The organism is Streptomyces justiciae (genome assembly GCF_015163075.1).
Taxonomy (GTDB): Bacteria; Actinomycetota; Actinomycetes; order Streptomycetales; family Streptomycetaceae; genus Streptomyces; species Streptomyces justiciae.
This window is the reverse complement of sequence record NZ_JADDXU010000038.1, coordinates 1-13,640: the sequence shown is the minus strand read 5'-3', so window position 1 is coordinate 13,640 and position 13,640 is coordinate 1. Positions and strand designations below refer to the sequence as shown.

12 protein-coding genes and 1 pseudogene are annotated in these 13,640 nt (G+C 71.3%); 9 read left to right on the top strand and 4 right to left on the bottom strand.

Going from position 1 to position 13,640, the window contains the following annotated elements; all coding sequences use genetic code 11:
• The coding region (locus IQ210_RS46800) for an AAA family ATPase (RefSeq protein WP_194085372.1) at window positions 1-948 on the bottom strand (948 nt) is incomplete at its 3' end.
• A 584-nt stretch (window positions 949-1,532) separates the two neighbouring features.
• Between IQ210_RS46800 and IQ210_RS46795 the strand changes: the two are divergent.
• The 8 genes and pseudogenes from IQ210_RS46795 to IQ210_RS46760 all read left to right on the top strand — a co-directional run.
• Window positions 1,533-2,357 (top strand): annotated as a pseudogene (locus tag IQ210_RS46795) (zinc-dependent alcohol dehydrogenase); the annotation flags it as partial.
• 137 nt (window positions 2,358-2,494) lie between these two features.
• Window positions 2,495-2,788, top strand: coding sequence for a WhiB family transcriptional regulator (locus tag IQ210_RS46790; protein WP_194085371.1), 294 nt, complete (start codon window positions 2,495-2,497; stop codon window positions 2,786-2,788).
• Window positions 2,789-2,895: 107 nt separating this feature from the next.
• The gene (locus IQ210_RS46785) at window positions 2,896-3,867 is read left to right on the top strand and encodes an NAD(P)-dependent oxidoreductase (RefSeq protein ID WP_194085370.1); all 972 of its coding nucleotides are present in this window, start codon (window positions 2,896-2,898) and stop codon (window positions 3,865-3,867) included.
• A gap of 67 nt (window positions 3,868-3,934) precedes the next feature.
• Window positions 3,935-4,768: a hypothetical protein gene (locus tag IQ210_RS46780; RefSeq protein WP_256786551.1), complete on the top strand. Its 834-nt coding sequence runs from the start codon at window positions 3,935-3,937 to the stop codon at window positions 4,766-4,768.
• Window positions 4,743-5,579, top strand: a complete 837-nt coding sequence (locus IQ210_RS46775) for a prephenate dehydratase (RefSeq protein WP_194085369.1) — start codon at window positions 4,743-4,745, stop codon at window positions 5,577-5,579. The genes IQ210_RS46780 and IQ210_RS46775 overlap by 26 nt, the downstream gene beginning before the upstream one ends.
• Before the next feature lie 165 nt (window positions 5,580-5,744).
• Window positions 5,745-6,428, top strand: coding sequence for an HAD family hydrolase (locus tag IQ210_RS46770; RefSeq protein ID WP_322658641.1), 684 nt, complete (start codon window positions 5,745-5,747; stop codon window positions 6,426-6,428).
• On the top strand, window positions 6,425-7,342 hold the full coding sequence (locus IQ210_RS46765; protein ID WP_194085368.1) for a TIGR03619 family F420-dependent LLM class oxidoreductase: 918 nt from the start codon (window positions 6,425-6,427) through the stop codon (window positions 7,340-7,342). The genes IQ210_RS46770 and IQ210_RS46765 overlap by 4 nt, the downstream gene beginning before the upstream one ends.
• A gap of 152 nt (window positions 7,343-7,494) precedes the next feature.
• Window positions 7,495-7,653, top strand: a complete 159-nt coding sequence (locus IQ210_RS46760) for a hypothetical protein (RefSeq protein WP_194085367.1) — start codon at window positions 7,495-7,497, stop codon at window positions 7,651-7,653.
• A gap of 110 nt (window positions 7,654-7,763) precedes the next feature.
• Here IQ210_RS46760 and IQ210_RS46755 read toward each other — a convergent pair whose 3' ends face one another.
• A complete protein-coding gene (locus tag IQ210_RS46755; RefSeq protein WP_194085373.1) occupies window positions 7,764-8,252 on the bottom strand; it encodes a TetR/AcrR family transcriptional regulator in 489 nt (162 codons plus the stop codon).
• Window positions 8,253-8,451: 199 nt separating this feature from the next.
• Here IQ210_RS46755 and IQ210_RS46750 point away from each other — a divergent pair, with 199 nt between their 5' ends.
• On the top strand, window positions 8,452-9,999 hold the full coding sequence (locus IQ210_RS46750; protein ID WP_194085366.1) for an MDR family MFS transporter: 1,548 nt from the start codon (window positions 8,452-8,454) through the stop codon (window positions 9,997-9,999).
• Window positions 10,000-10,055: 56 nt separating this feature from the next.
• Here IQ210_RS46750 and IQ210_RS46745 read toward each other — a convergent pair whose 3' ends face one another.
• On the bottom strand, window positions 10,056-10,529 hold the full coding sequence (locus tag IQ210_RS46745) for an SRPBCC family protein (RefSeq protein ID WP_194085365.1): 474 nt from the start codon (window positions 10,527-10,529) through the stop codon (window positions 10,056-10,058).
• Between the two features lie 165 nt (window positions 10,530-10,694).
• Window positions 10,695-13,493 carry an ATP-binding protein gene (locus tag IQ210_RS46740; protein ID WP_194085364.1) on the bottom strand — a complete coding sequence of 933 codons (2,799 nt, stop codon included), beginning with the start codon at window positions 13,491-13,493 and terminating at the stop codon, window positions 10,695-10,697.
• Window positions 13,494-13,640 lie beyond the last annotated feature (147 nt).

Sequence of the window (13,640 nt, the reverse complement as noted above, 5' to 3'; positions counted from 1 at the left end):
CCCGCTGAGCGGATCGACCTCCAGCAACCCGACCCCCACCGCCTCCTCCGCATCGACCATCCGGTACCGCGCACTCCTCGCCCGGCCGGCGGCCGTACCGGCTCCGACTCCGTCGAGGGCACCGCGCAGCAGCTGCGCCCGGACGGCATCGGGCAGAGCCTTGATGCGGGCGCCGTAGACCTGCTGGAGGCGTTGCGGCAGGGGAATGCCGGTGTACCCGAAGGACGCCTCGGGTGCGTGCCCGGTGCGGTGACCGCGCACGTACGGTGGGAGTTCCAGCAGGGCCAGCGGATTGCCTTGAGCTTCCTCCAGGACCAGGCGTCGCACATGTGCGGTGAGCCCAGGATGGTGCATGTCCAGCAGGTGCTCGGCGGCCTTCTCCGACAGGGTCGTCACCGCAAGCTCCGGCAGCGCGGCGGTGTCGAAGCCCGAGGGCACACCTGCCCGCAGGACGACGACAAGCTTCACCGAGCTGCCGGTGAGCCGGCGTCCGACGAACCCGATCACCTCCGTGCTGGAGGCGTCCCACCACTGCCCGTCGTCGAGCACCAGCAGGAGCGGATGCTGCGAGGCGGCCAAGGACAGCAGGTCCAGGACGGCGATACCGAGGGTCATGACCGACGGGGGAGTGCCCTCGCTCCGGCCGAAGACGACGTCGAAGACCTTGCGGTGGATCTCGTCCAGCCGCTCGATGTGGGACAGCAGCGGATACAGGAACTGGTGCAGGCCGGCGAACGGCAGCTCCGACTCCGCCTCCACTCCGGCCGCCCGGATCACCCGGTGCTGCTCGGCCGCCGCGAGGTGCGAGACGTGTCCCAGCAGCGCGCTCTTGCCCACACCGGAGTCACCTCGCAGCACGAGCGCCCTGCCCCCGGGCGCGGCCACGAACGCGGACAGCACCTCCTGCTCGCTGTCACGTCCGACGATCGCCCCGACCACTGACTCCACCGTCCCCCACTCCCTTCCCCGATGAACCAGTCCGGCCCGAACGCTCTCGCATCCAGGCGCATGGATCACGCCAAAGCATTTGTGAGGGTACGTTGTTGTCCCTCCCTGCCGCGGTGGCAGGTGTGTCTGCGGCCGGCCGCTCGGACTGGAGGGTGAGTCACATGCCCGCCGACCACCGTCGGACGGCCGCGTAGGGCAGCACGGCCGGTGAGCGGCCTGGCACTCCTCGGTGCGTCCGCCGACGGCGAGCTCTGTACTTGTGGTACGTCCGACCGTCCGCTTGTTCACACCTCACGCAGAAGACTAGAGGGCACGGCATAATCCGTCAGCCGCTATGGCCGAAAAAGTTCTTGATGTACGGCTGGCCCCATGCGTACCGATGCCGTCTGTAGGGCTGTCCCCACGATCGGCGCGCGTCCGGGCCACACCGGCGGCCCACAGCGAGCAGGTGTGTACCTTCTGGGATGTCGGGCAGGGCGTGGTCGATGACTTCCTTGAGCTTGTCGAACCAGAGCTGGTTCTCCGCGGCCGAGCCCAGCTGCCCGTAGAGCTTCTTCAGGCTCGGGTCCGTCTGGGCGGTCCACGGCCAGGTGCCCCGCAGCCAGTGGGACGTGATGCGGGCGCCGTTCCAGGACGGCGACTTCCCCGGCCCGGTGAAGTACGGATACCTCAACGTCGGCGTCGTGGAAGAAGGCCCCGCGGACCTCGTGGGGCGCACGGTGTTCTGCCTGTACCCGCATCAGACGCGGTACGTCGTCCCGGCCGCCGCTGTCACCGTCGTACCGGACTCCGTGCCCGCCGGACGCGCCGTCCTCGCCGGCACCGTGGAGACCGCCGTCAACGCCCTGTGGGACGCGGCGCCCCTGGTCGGGGACCGGATCGCGGTGGTGGGCGGCGGCATGGTCGGCTGCTCGGTGGCGGCCCTGCTCGCCCGCTTCCCCGGCGCGCGGGTGCAGTTGGTGGACAGTGACCCCGCACGGGCCCGCACGGCGGCCGCGCTCGGCGTGGAGTTCGCCGCCCCCGGCGACGCACGCGGCGAGTGCGACCTCGTCGTGCACGCCAGCGCCACCGAACAGGGCCTTGCCCGCTCCCTGGAGCTGCTCCGGGCCGAGGGCACCGTGGTCGACCTGAGCTGGTACGGCGACCGGCGCATCGCCCTTCTGCTCGGCGAGGGCTTCCACTCCCGCCGCCTCACACTGCGCAGCAGTCAGGTCGGAACGGTCTCCCCGGCCCGCGCCGGCCGCACCTACGCGGACCGGCTCGCCCTCGCCCTCGAGCTCCTCGCCGATCCGGCACTGGACACCCTGATCACCGGCGAGAGCCGTTTCGAGGAGCTCCCCGAGGTGATGCCGCGACTGGCCACGGGCGAGATCCCCGCGTTGTGCCACCGCATCCGGTACGCGGACTGAACCGGCTGCCCCTTCTGCCGGCTCCCTGACGGCGCGACGACTCAGACACACGTGGGTTAGGCTCATACGTATCTACCTGTGCGTGTGTACGGACGCAAAGGCGGGCCCGAGTGGCGTCCGCTGGGGAGCGAGATGACATGGACTGGGCCGACCGAGCGCTGTGCCGGACGCAGCCGGACCGGATGTTCGTCGAGGGTACCGCCCAGAACGAGGCCAAGATCCTCTGCCTGGACTGCCGGGTGCGGCTCGACTGCCTGGCCCATGCCCTCGACCACCGTGAGGAGTACGGGGTGTGGGGCGCGATGACCGAGCGGGAGCGCCGTGCCCTGTTGCGCCGGCGTCCGGCCGTGACGTCGTGGGCGGAGGTGTTCCGGACGGCCCGCGAGGACACCGCACTTCTCACTCTGCCGCGGCCGGTCGACGGCCGGTGAACCCGGCTGTGGTTCACACATGCGAGTGGCGCGACTCACGTGAACCAACGCAACCGACACACACGTCACCAAGGTGTGTGACCCAGAGCGGAAGAAGCTGATGCACGATGAAGGACGGCGCGACCGTCTGGTTGCCCTACCACCGAACCCAGATACCCGGCCTGCCTGACCGGCTCTCCTACGCCTACTGGGACGGCACCGGACCACTGCCTGGCGACCCCGCCGACGTCCGCTTCCTCGTCGGCATCCCCGCGCCCGGTGCCGAACGCGTCCTGCGCCCCGTACTGCCGTACCTGCGCAACCTCGAAGTGCTCCAGCTGCTCAGCTCCGGCTACGACCACATGATGCCGCTGCTCGACGAACTGCCCGCCGGGACCCGGCTGGCCACCGGGCGCGGGGTGCACCGCGAGACCACCGCCGAACTGGCGCTCACTCTGCTGCTGTCCCTGTGCCGGGGCCTCGACCGGTTCACCGCCCGTCAGGCCCGGGGGGAGTGGGTGCCCGAGGTCCGTTCCACCCTGGTCGGCAAGCGCGTCCTGGTCGTCGGCTACGGCGCGGTCGGTGCCGCAGTCGCCGCCCGGCTCGGCGCGTTCCGGTGCGAGGCGGTCCTGATGGCCAGCACGGCCCGCACCACCCCGGCCGGCCGGGTGCACGGGGCGGCGGAACTGCCCGCACTGCTGCCCACGGTGGACGCCGTGGTGCTGTGCGCGCCGCTGACCGAGGGCACGCGCGGGATGTTCGGCACGGAGGCACTGGCCCTGCTGAAGGACGGCGCCCTGCTCGTCAACGTCGCGCGCGGCGAACTCGTCGACACCCGCGCGGTGGTCCGGGAAGTACGCGCGGGACGGCTGCGTGTGGCGCTCGACGTCACCGACCCCGAACCCCTGCCCGCCGGGCACCCCTTGTGGAGCCTGCCCGGCGCGCTCATCACCCCGCACGTCGCGGCGTTCACCGACGCCTTCCCCACGCTGACCACGGACTTCATCCGGCGGCAGCTCCACCGCTACGCACGCGGCGAGGAACTGCACAACGTCGTCGTCACGACGGCCCCGGCCGAAGGAGGCGAGCAGGCTGCCTAGGCCCACGACCCCCACGCACGGTGACCACCATCCCCAGCTCCTCGGACCGGAGACGCCTCTCGCCCAGGTGCTCGCGGCCTGCGAGTCGGCGGGGCACGCCGACCCGGCCGGGGCCTGGCAGGCCCTGACGCGCACCTGGAACTGGGCCGCGTCGCTGCCCGCCGCGGTGTGCGACGCGGACTTCCCCGGAGCGACCGCGCGGCCGACTCCCGGCGGCTTCTCCCTGTCCGGGCTGTGGAGCCTTCCCGCGCCCGAGGAGACCGGCCCCTGGCTGACCCTGCCGCTCCCCGCGACGCAGACCGGCGAACCCGACCTCTTCGTCGTCGCCGCCAAGGCGCTCCCGAGGGAGAGCGGGCCGGGAAGAGTGGTCCGCCTCGACGACCTGTACGTTCCCGGCGGCTTCGCCACCCACGCGGCGGGCGCACCGCTGCGCGAGAAGGACGCGGCGTTCCTCTGGACGGCGGTTACTGCCGTGGCTCTGGGCACGGCCCGCCGTGTCACCGACGTACTGGCCGCCCCGTATGCGGGCGGGGTGGCCAGTACCCCCCATGCCGCCGCGGCCGCGGAGCTCGCCGCCGTCCTGCACGACGAGCGGCAGAGCCTGGCCGCGGCCCTGCACGAGGCGCCCTCCGCGCGGCAGGGCCTGTCCGCGGCCAGGCTGGAACGGCTTGCCACGCTCGTCCCACGAGCCGGGAGGGCCGTCCAGCATGTGGTCGCCGCCGCGCACGAGTACGCCCTGACGACAGACTGGAGCGGCGCCCAGCACCCCCTGGTGAGCCTGATCGAAGCCGGTTCACCGATACTTCAGCAGGCGCGCTACACGACGGAGCTTCTGCCGCCGCGCGACAGGACCTCCCCGAGGAAGGCTGAACACGGTGACGACCGCCGCATATCAGGGTGAACCCGGATCCAACTCGGCGACCGCCGCACGCGCGCTCTTCCCGGACGGCCGCGAACTGCCCTGCACCAGCTTCGAGCAGGCCCTCGACGCGGTGACGCTCGGCGCCGCCGACGTCGCCGTCATCCCGGTCGACAACTCCGCGGCTGGGCGCGTCGCCGACGTACACCATCTGCTGCCCGAGTCGGGGCTGTTCATCGTCGCCGAGTACTTCCTCGCCATCCGCTTCGACCTGATGGGCGTGCCCGGCGCGACCCTGGACCAGGTGGAGTGTGTACGCAGCCATGTGCACGCTCTCGGGCAGTGCCGCAAGATCCTGCGGGAGGGCGGCTGGCGCACCCTCGTCAGCGACGACACCGCCGGCGCCGCCCGGGAGGTGGCCGAGCTCGGCGACCCGCGGCACGCCGCGCTCGCCCCGCCCGCCGCGGCCGAGCTCTACGGCCTCGACGTGCTGCGCGCCGAGGTCGAGGACGACCCGGACAACACCACCCGCTTCGTCGTCCTGTCCCGGGACGCGGCCTTCGCCCCGCACACCGGGGAGCCGACGATGACGAGCCTGTTCTTCTGCGTCCGCAACATCCCCAGCGCGCTCTACAAGGCGCTCGGCGGGTTCGCCAGCAGCGGTGTGAACCTCACCAAGATCGAGAGCTACCAGATGGGCGCGGGCCTCAACCCCAGCCGCTTCTACGTCGAGATCGAGGGCCACCCCGACGACGAGCGCGTCGCCCTCGCCCTGCACGAACTGCGCTTCTTCTCCTCCGAGGTGCGCATCCTGGGCGTCTACCCGGCGCACCCGCACCGCACGAAGAGCTGAGGGGTCGGGGTCCCCGTCGCCGTCGCCGTAGGTGCCGGGGACCCCCCTCACCGGAACCACGTAACCGGCCACCCCGGAGGTTCACCCGTGGCACATGTGCCTGCGGTCGGAACTTGTCGAGAAACCTGACCTGGTGGAAAATGTGTCATCTCTGCCTTTTAAGGTGTGAGTAAGACATTGCACCGCAAAGGACTCGTCCTTGACTTCGGTGGTGTGCTGACGACACCTCTCCTCCCTGCCGCCCTCGCCTTCGAGCAGCGCGCGGGGCTCGCCAAGGGAACCCTGCTCACCGGCCTCTACCTGGACGGCGAGACGGTCCGGCGGACCGAGGAACTGGAACGCGGCGCCCGCACGCAGACCCAGTGGAACGAGGGAGCCGCGGAACGGCTCGGCATCCCGCCCGACAACCTGATGGGCCGTATCTTCGCCGACCTGCGCCCCCAGCCATCGATGATCGCCGCGGCCGCGGCCGCCCGCCGGGCGGGCGTCAAGGTCGGCATCCTCTCCAACTCCGTGGGCCTGAGCCCGTGGAACCTGTACGACGGCTACGACCTGGAGACGCTGTACGACGCCGTGGTGCTGTCCGAAGTGCACGGCACACGCAAGCCCGAACCGGAGATCTTCCGGATCGTGCTGGACGAACTCGGTCTGACAGCGGGGGAGTGCGTGTTCGTGGACGACACCGAACAGCACCTGCGGCCGGCCGCGGAGCTGGGTTTCGCCACCGTCCACGCCGTGGACCCGGCGAAGACAGTGGCCGCGCTGGAAGGCCTGCTCGGTCTCCCCCTGACGGACGACGACCCGGACGAGCACCCGCGACGGGTGACTCCTTCGAGGAGGCAGTCGTGAAACTCGGCCTGGCCCTGCCCACCTTCGGCCCCGACGCCTGCCCGGAGGGCATCCTGCGCGTCTGCCGTACCGCCGAGGACATGGGATACGACTCGCTGTGGACCGGCGACCGCGTCCTCGCGCCCCGGGTGCCGTCGGCCCCGTACCCCAGTCACCCCGGCGTGATGCCGCGCGTCTACGAGAACCACATGGACCCCTTGGTCGCCCTGACGTTCGCCGCGGCCCACACCACCCGGGTACGCCTCGGCACGAGCACGCTGAACGGCATGTGGCAGCCGCCCCTCATGCTGGCCCGGTCCTTGACCACCCTCGACGTCCTCAGCCACGGACGCCTGATCGTGGGCCTCGGGCTGGGCTGGATGCCCGACGAGTACGCCGCGGTCTCCGTTCCGTGGAAGGGGCGCGGTGCCCGGCTCGAGGAGACCCTGGACGTCCTGGAGGGGTACTGGGGTGACGACGTCTTCGCGCACGAGGGACCGTTGTTCACCATCCCGGAGACCGTCGTGGGCCTCAAGCCGAGCCAGCGGCCGGGACCGCCGGTGCTGCTCGCCGCGTTCAGCCCCGGCGGACTGCGGCGCGTGGGGCGGCGGCTGGACGGCTGGCTGCCCACCGCGATGCCGCTGCCGGACCTGATGGGCATGTGGGAGGTCATCCAGAAGGAGGCGGTGCAGGCCGAACGCGACCCCGCGACCCTGCGCATGGCGCTGCGCGTCAACCTTCGGTTGAGCGACACGAAGACCTCCCCGGACCGCATGCCGCAGTCGGGCACGTTCGCCCAGTACATCGACTACGCGCGGGCCGCCGCCGAGGCGGGTGTGCACGAACTCTTCGTGGACTTCGGGCAGTTGTCGGCGTCGCTCCCCGAACGCGTCGACATGGCAGGTCGTTTCAACGAAGGAGTCCGGCGGGGCTGAACTGGCGTCGTACCGCGGTTTTGCTCGAAAGCGGAATGTATCGGCCCTTTTCTTGGTTCCCCGGTGCACTCACCTCTCGGCCACTCCGACCCTTCGGTGCCGCTCGCGCCCCCGGGGGTCGAGGCACGTCGAACGCACCGATGGGAGAAGTCTTGAAGCGCTCCACCGCCAGGAACGAGCAGCCTCGCCTCCGCCGCGTCCACCTGCCCGGTACCGTGCCGTCGCCCTCCCCGGCGGCCCCGCGCCCGCAGGACGCGGAGGAGAAGCGGGAGGCCTCCGCGACAGACACGGCCCGGCAGGTCGTGGAATGAGGCAGGCGGCGGCGTCCCTGTGACACCGCCGCCGCCCGCGCCGAAGGCCCTGGCACACACCGGAAGGAAGGTGTGTGCCAGGGCCTTCGGCGTGTGGTCAGGTCAGGTGGTCATCGCGCCCCGAGTCCGTTCAGCAGGGTGTCGACGACGACGTCCGCCGCCTGCCCGGCGCTCAGTTCGGGCAACTGCCGTGCCACCAGGTGCATCAGCTGCGGCAGCAGCGCGCTCGCCCAGCCCTCCGGCAGACCGGACCGCAGCAGACCCTCGTCCGTGGCGCGCCGCAGAAAGGTGTCGACCTCCTGCACGGACGCGTCGCGCCGCGCGTGGACGCTGTCGTCGGCGAGCATGCGGGCGAGGTCGACGGGCCAGGTCCGGTTGACGGTGATGATGTTCTCGACGTAGCGGTGCAGGGCGACGGCGACGGGCGCCTCACGCAGCCGGGCGTCCTCGATGGCGTGCTCGATGGCCGTGAGGCGGGCTTCGTAGATGGCCGCGAGGAGGTCGTCGCGGTTGGCGAAGCGCCGGTAGACGGTCCGCCGGTCGACACCTGCCTCGGCGGCGATGCTCGCGATGCTGGCGCCGGGGTCGGCGGCGAGCATACGTGCCCCGGTGGTCAGGACGGCTTCCAGATTGCGTGCTGCGTCGGCTCTCACCGGCCCGAGTCTAGTGCCGGAATGTGATGCCTGAGACATCTAGCGCCTCTCGGGAGTAGAGCCCTGCCCAGCAAGTGCTACAGTGAAGTGACAGATAGAGAAGTTGATGTCATTCACCTGTTTCACTTAAGGAAAGGCACCTTCCATGTCGAAGGCATCCGAGTCCTCATCACCCCAGGCGGGAGGCGGTGTCGGCGCCGCGATGAGCGCACTGATCCTGGCCGTCCTGCTCGCCGCCCTGGACCAGACGATCGTCTCCACCGCACTGCCCCGCATAGCGCAGGACCTGAACGGGTTCGACGACATCGCATGGGTCAGCGCCGCATACCTGCTCGCCTCGACCGCCGTCACCCCGCTGTGGGGCAAGCTCGGCGACATGTTCGGCCGCAAGCGGCTCTACCTGGCCTCGACCTCGATCTTCCTGATCGCCTCGGTGGCCTGCGGCCTGGCACAGAACCTGCCCGAACTGATCGGCGCCCGCGTCCTCCAGGGCGTCGGAGGCGGCGGCATGATCGTGCTGACCTTCGCCCTCGTCGGCGACATCGTCGCCCCGAGCGAACGCGGCCGCTACCAGGGCATGTTCGGCTCGGTCTACGGCGTCGCCAGCATTGTCGGCCCGCTGCTGGGTGGCGTCTTCACCGACCAGCTCTCCTGGCGCTGGGCGTTCCTGGTCAACCTGCCCGTCGGCATCGTCGCCCTGGCCATCGCCGCCCGCGCCCTGCCCGCGGCCACCCGGGGAGCCAAGGCCCGCATCGACTACCTCGGCGCGACCCTGCTGGCCGCCATCGCCACCGGCCTCGTCCTCGTCACCTCCTTCGGCGAGCGCTGGGGCTGGGGTTCACCGGCCATCGTCGGCCTGATCGCCGCCACCGTCGCCCTGGCCGTGCTGCTGGTGCCCGTCGAGCGCCGCGTCGCCGCCCCGGTGCTGCCGCCGGCGATGCTCGGCTCCCGGACCGTGGTGTTCTCCTCGCTGATCGGCTTCTTCGCCAACGCCGCCATGTTCGCCGTACTGGTCTACCTGCCGACCTACCTGCAGATCGTCCACGGCGTCTCCGCCACCCTCTCCGGTATCTACATGCTGCCCCTGGTCGCCGGACTGGTCATCAGCCAGTCCCTGGCCGGATGTTGGGCCGCACGCGTCGAGCTGCTGCGGAAGATCCTGCTGGCGGGGCTGGTCGCCAACCTCGCCGGGCTGCTCCTGCTCGGCACCATCGGCGCCGCCACCAACACCCTTGTCCTCAGCGTCTACTTCCTGATCACCGGCGTCGGCATCGGCATGGTGCCGATGGTCGTCCTGACCACCGTCCAGAACAGCGTGCCCGCCGCCGACCTCGGCGCCGCCAGCGCCGTCGTGACCTTCGCCCGCTCCATCGGCGCGGCCTTCGGAGTCGCCGTCTTCGGCACCCTCCTCAACACCGGCTTCGCCGACCGCACGCATGCCCTGCCGACGGCCGGCGGCTTCGACGCCGCCCGCCCCGACACCATCGGGCAACTCCCCGGCGCCTTGCGCGACACCGCCCTGGACGCCTTCGCCCACGCCACCGCCACCGGCTACCTCTGGATTGCCCCGACCCTCGCCGTCGGCATCGTGCTCGCGCTCCTCCTGAAGCCGGCCCGCAAGAGCGCCGAGGCGGACCGCGCCGGCTCCGGCACCGCGGCCGCCGACGCCAAGGACGCCGTCCCCGCCGCCTGAAACCCCACCGCTCTCGACCGGCCGACGCCCTTCACGGGTGCCGGCCGGCGGCGTTTTCAGGCGGAGCCCTCCGAAAGCCTCTTCAGCTGGGCCAGCCACAGGGAGTTCAGACGCTGCGCCCACTCCGGGGACGCCGCCTGGAGCGACCTGACGGCGAGGCCCCGGACCACGTTCTCGGTCACCACGTGCGTACCCGCCTCGACCGCGGTGAGCAGCCAGGCCTGGTACAGCTGCACACCGGCCCCGATGCCCGACCAGCCGAGCCGGTGCGGCGGCACGTGCTCACCCACGAAAATCTCGAACCGGTGCTGGTGGAAACCCACTTCGAAGGTCCTGGGCAGCGGCCCGGCTTGCACCTTGGTGATGCCCGGCACCCACTCCGGCCACCGTGCCACGTCACTGAGCAGCGCGAAGGCCGTAGCGGGCGGGGCGTGCACGACGGCCTGCGCCTGACAGAAACTCTGTGCCTGGTCAGGTGAGAACCCCGATGGCCAGTGGATGTCCGGGTGGCTCTCCGACGCGCCGGGCATCCGGTTTCCCCTCTCATGGTGCGGGGCGGCCCCAGGAACGGCCGCCGAAAGAGCGCGATCCGGAAGGGCGCCCTCCTGGCCCACTCTGCGCGGCCGACCGACGTCAGACATAGGTCATATGACTTGGAGGAGAGGAACCTGGGAGACGGCGAAGTCCCGGGTTCCCTATCCGTCGCCGTCCGTGGCGTCGAGCTGCGACAGCGCGTCCCGCAATGCCGCCCGTGAAGTGATGCCCAGTTTTGGATAGATCTGGTACAGGTGGGTGCCGATCGTCCGATGGGACAGCAGCAACCGCTCGGCGATCTGCTTGTTGGTCAGCCCCGTCGCCGCGAGCCTGGCGATCTGCAACTCCTGGGCGGTCAGCGCGACCGGGCCCGGCCGGGCGGCGGTCGGCGCGGACTGGCCGCTGGCCCGCAGCTCCGCCGCCGTACGCGCCACCCAGGGCTTGGCCCCCAGCCGCTGGAAGGCTTCCAGCGCCGCGGCCAGCTGCTCCCGCGACTCCGACGTAGCCCGCAGCCGCCGCAGCCGCTCGCCGTAAAAGAGGCGCACTCGCGCCACGTCGAACGGCCAGCGGTCCGGCTCAGGCAAGGACAGCGCCCGCTCGAACAGATCCAGGCTCGGCCGGCCGGGCGTGGTCAGCGCCTCGCAGGCCAGCACCAGCATCTCCAGCCGGGGCGACAGCGCGGCCATCGACGACTCGCGCATCGCGGCCGCGTGTGCCGCCGCCTCCTTCTCCCGCCCGGTGCGGATGGCCGCCTCCACCAGGTCCATCGCTCCCCACATGGCGATCTGCACGTACGGGGCCAGCGTCCCGGCCGGGCTGAGCGTCGCGGCGTACTGGTAGGCGGTCTCGAAGTCGCCGCTGCCGAGGGCGGCCAAGGCCCTGGCGTGGCAGGCGAAGAACCGCGCGCCGTACGTCCCGCGCGGCATCGCCCACCGGACGATCTCCTCGGTCAGCGCCGCGCTGGTCTCCGCATCGCCCTGCGCCGCGGCCACGGCCGCCCGAATGTAGTGGAAGTACCACGCGAAGAACCGGTAGTCGTGGTTCTCGCACAGGCTCAGCCCCTCGGCCGCCAGTTGCGCGGCGTCCTCCCAGCGGCCCAGATGGAAGTAGTCCAGGCCCAGGTGCATCAGCGCGCCCAGATGCCGGCGCACCGGCGCGGCACCGGCGCGGCCCTGCTCCACCAGTCGGCGCGTGGCCCACCGGAAGTCTCCGAGCCGGTCGGAGAAGACCGAGGCGGTGCCGACCCGGATCACCCGGGTGGGGTCGTCGCCGACCGTGGCGATCAACTCGGTCAGCTGCGGCAGTACCGCCGCGCCGGTGCGAGCCGGGTCGCCGAAGGTCTGGGTGATCACCCACAGCAGTTCGGGAGGCTCGGGAACGAGCCGGCCCATGAAGGCGAACATCGGCTCCCACAGCTTCGGGTCGCCGCCGTACCAGCACAGCAGCAACAGCAGGTGCAGTGCCTCGATGAGCCCTTCGTCCTCGGCGTCGAAGCCGTGATCGGGCTCTGCCGACTCGATCGCGCCGACCAGCAGCCGGTAGGCGGTGTCGATGTCGCCGTCCCGGTTGATCAGCAGGAACGCCGACGCGGTCGCGGCGTGCAGCGACCGCTGTCCGGCCGGGTGGACGAGCCGGGATTCGGCGAGGAGGCGTGTGGCGTCCTCGAGTTCACCGCCGGAGTCCACACCGACGTAGGCGGCCACGGCCAGCCGGCGACTCTCGTCGGAGGCGGCCGGGCTGAGCCCCGCTGCCCGGGTGAGCGCCGCCACCGCACCGAGCGCGTCCCCCCGGCGCAACCGGCGGCGCGCGGCCTCCTCCAGCAGGGCGGCGACTGTCTCGTCCGGGCCCGTCGCCGCCTCGCCCAGATGCCAGGCGCGTCGTTCGGGCTGGTCGCCGAGGACGTTCGCGAGCGCCTGATGAGCCCGTCTGCGTTCGTTGGTGCTCGCCAGCTCCACCACCGCGGATCCGATCAGCGGATGCCTGAAGGACAGCCGGCGGTTGTCGGCAGAGATCGTCACCAGCCGGTTCCGTTCGGCGGGCACGAGATCGTCGATGCCGGCCCGGCCCGCTGCGGCGGCCTCTACGGCGGCGAGGCCGCCGGTTCCGTCGAGGGCTGCGAGCAGCAGCATCTCCCGGCTGCGCTCGGGCAGCTCCGCCACCCGCGAGGCGAACAGAGCCTGCAACCGCTCGCTCAGCGGCAGTACGGCCGGCAACGCCGCGAGCGTCGCACGCTGCTCGGCCGAGAGCGCCGCCGGAAGCTCCACCAGCGCCAGCGGGTTGCCGCGGGCCTCGGCCGCGATGCGACGCCGCACGGCGGGGGAGACGTCGGGGTAGGCAAGGGCGAGGAGTTCGGTCGACGAGGCGTCGTCCAAGGGCTCCAAGCGGTGCTCGGACAGACCGCTGGACTCGAAGAAGCTGTCGGCGCCCTCACGCGAGGCGGCGAGGAAACCGATCTGGCTGCCGACCAGTCGCCGGGCCACGAACCCGAGCACGGCGTTGGTCGCCCGGTCCAGCCACGGCAGGTCGTCGACGACGAGCAACAGCGGCGTACGGGCCGCGGTCAGCCGGAGCAGCAGCAGTACCGCGGTCGACGTCAGCAGCCGGTCGGGGGCCGGCCCGCCCCCGATACCGACCGCGACCCGCAGCGCGTCGCGGTGCACGGGGTCGAGGACGTCGAAGTCGTCGAAGAGGGGGAGGAGGAGCTGGTTGAGACCGGCGTAGCTGATGTCCGCCTCGAACTGCACACCGGCCGCGCGCAGCACCCGGACGCCATTGCGCGTGGCGCCGGCCGCCACGGCGTCGAGCACGGCGGTCTTGCCCACCCCGGCCTCGCCCAACAGCAGCAGGGCCGCGCCCTGAACCTCGGAGTTGTTGAAGAAGGAGCGGATGTAGGCGAGGTCCCGGTCACGTCCGACCAGCCCTGTCGAAGCCGGGCAGACGGTCGGATCCAGGTCATTCATCGAGCTGCCTCCAACGGCTGACGTCTGGAGGCCCGGTGCTGTCCGCCGACCTGGCTGCGCTGCACCTGGCTCCGTGCGGTCATGCAATGACTGAAGTCTAAAGGGCGTTTAGATCTTGCCCCCGGTTCGGTGGCCGAGGCAGTCCCG

What these genes read in the sequence shown, in the direction of transcription:
- IQ210_RS46790 (WP_194085371.1), top strand. Translation starts at nt 2,495, where the DNA reads ATGGACTGGGCCGACCGAGCGCTGTGCCGGACGCAGCCGGACCGGATG.
- IQ210_RS46750 (WP_194085366.1), top strand. Translation starts at nt 8,452, where the DNA reads ATGTCGAAGGCATCCGAGTCCTCATCACCCCAGGCGGGAGGCGGTGTC.
- IQ210_RS46740 (WP_194085364.1), bottom strand. Translation starts at nt 13,493, where the DNA reads ATGAATGACCTGGATCCGACCGTCTGCCCGGCTTCGACAGGGCTGGTC.
- IQ210_RS46755 (WP_194085373.1), bottom strand. Translation starts at nt 8,252, where the DNA reads ATGCTCGCCGCCGACCCCGGCGCCAGCATCGCGAGCATCGCCGCCGAG.
- IQ210_RS46745 (WP_194085365.1), bottom strand. Translation starts at nt 10,529, where the DNA reads ATGCCCGGCGCGTCGGAGAGCCACCCGGACATCCACTGGCCATCGGGG.
- IQ210_RS46785 (WP_194085370.1), top strand. Translation starts at nt 2,896, where the DNA reads ATGAAGGACGGCGCGACCGTCTGGTTGCCCTACCACCGAACCCAGATA.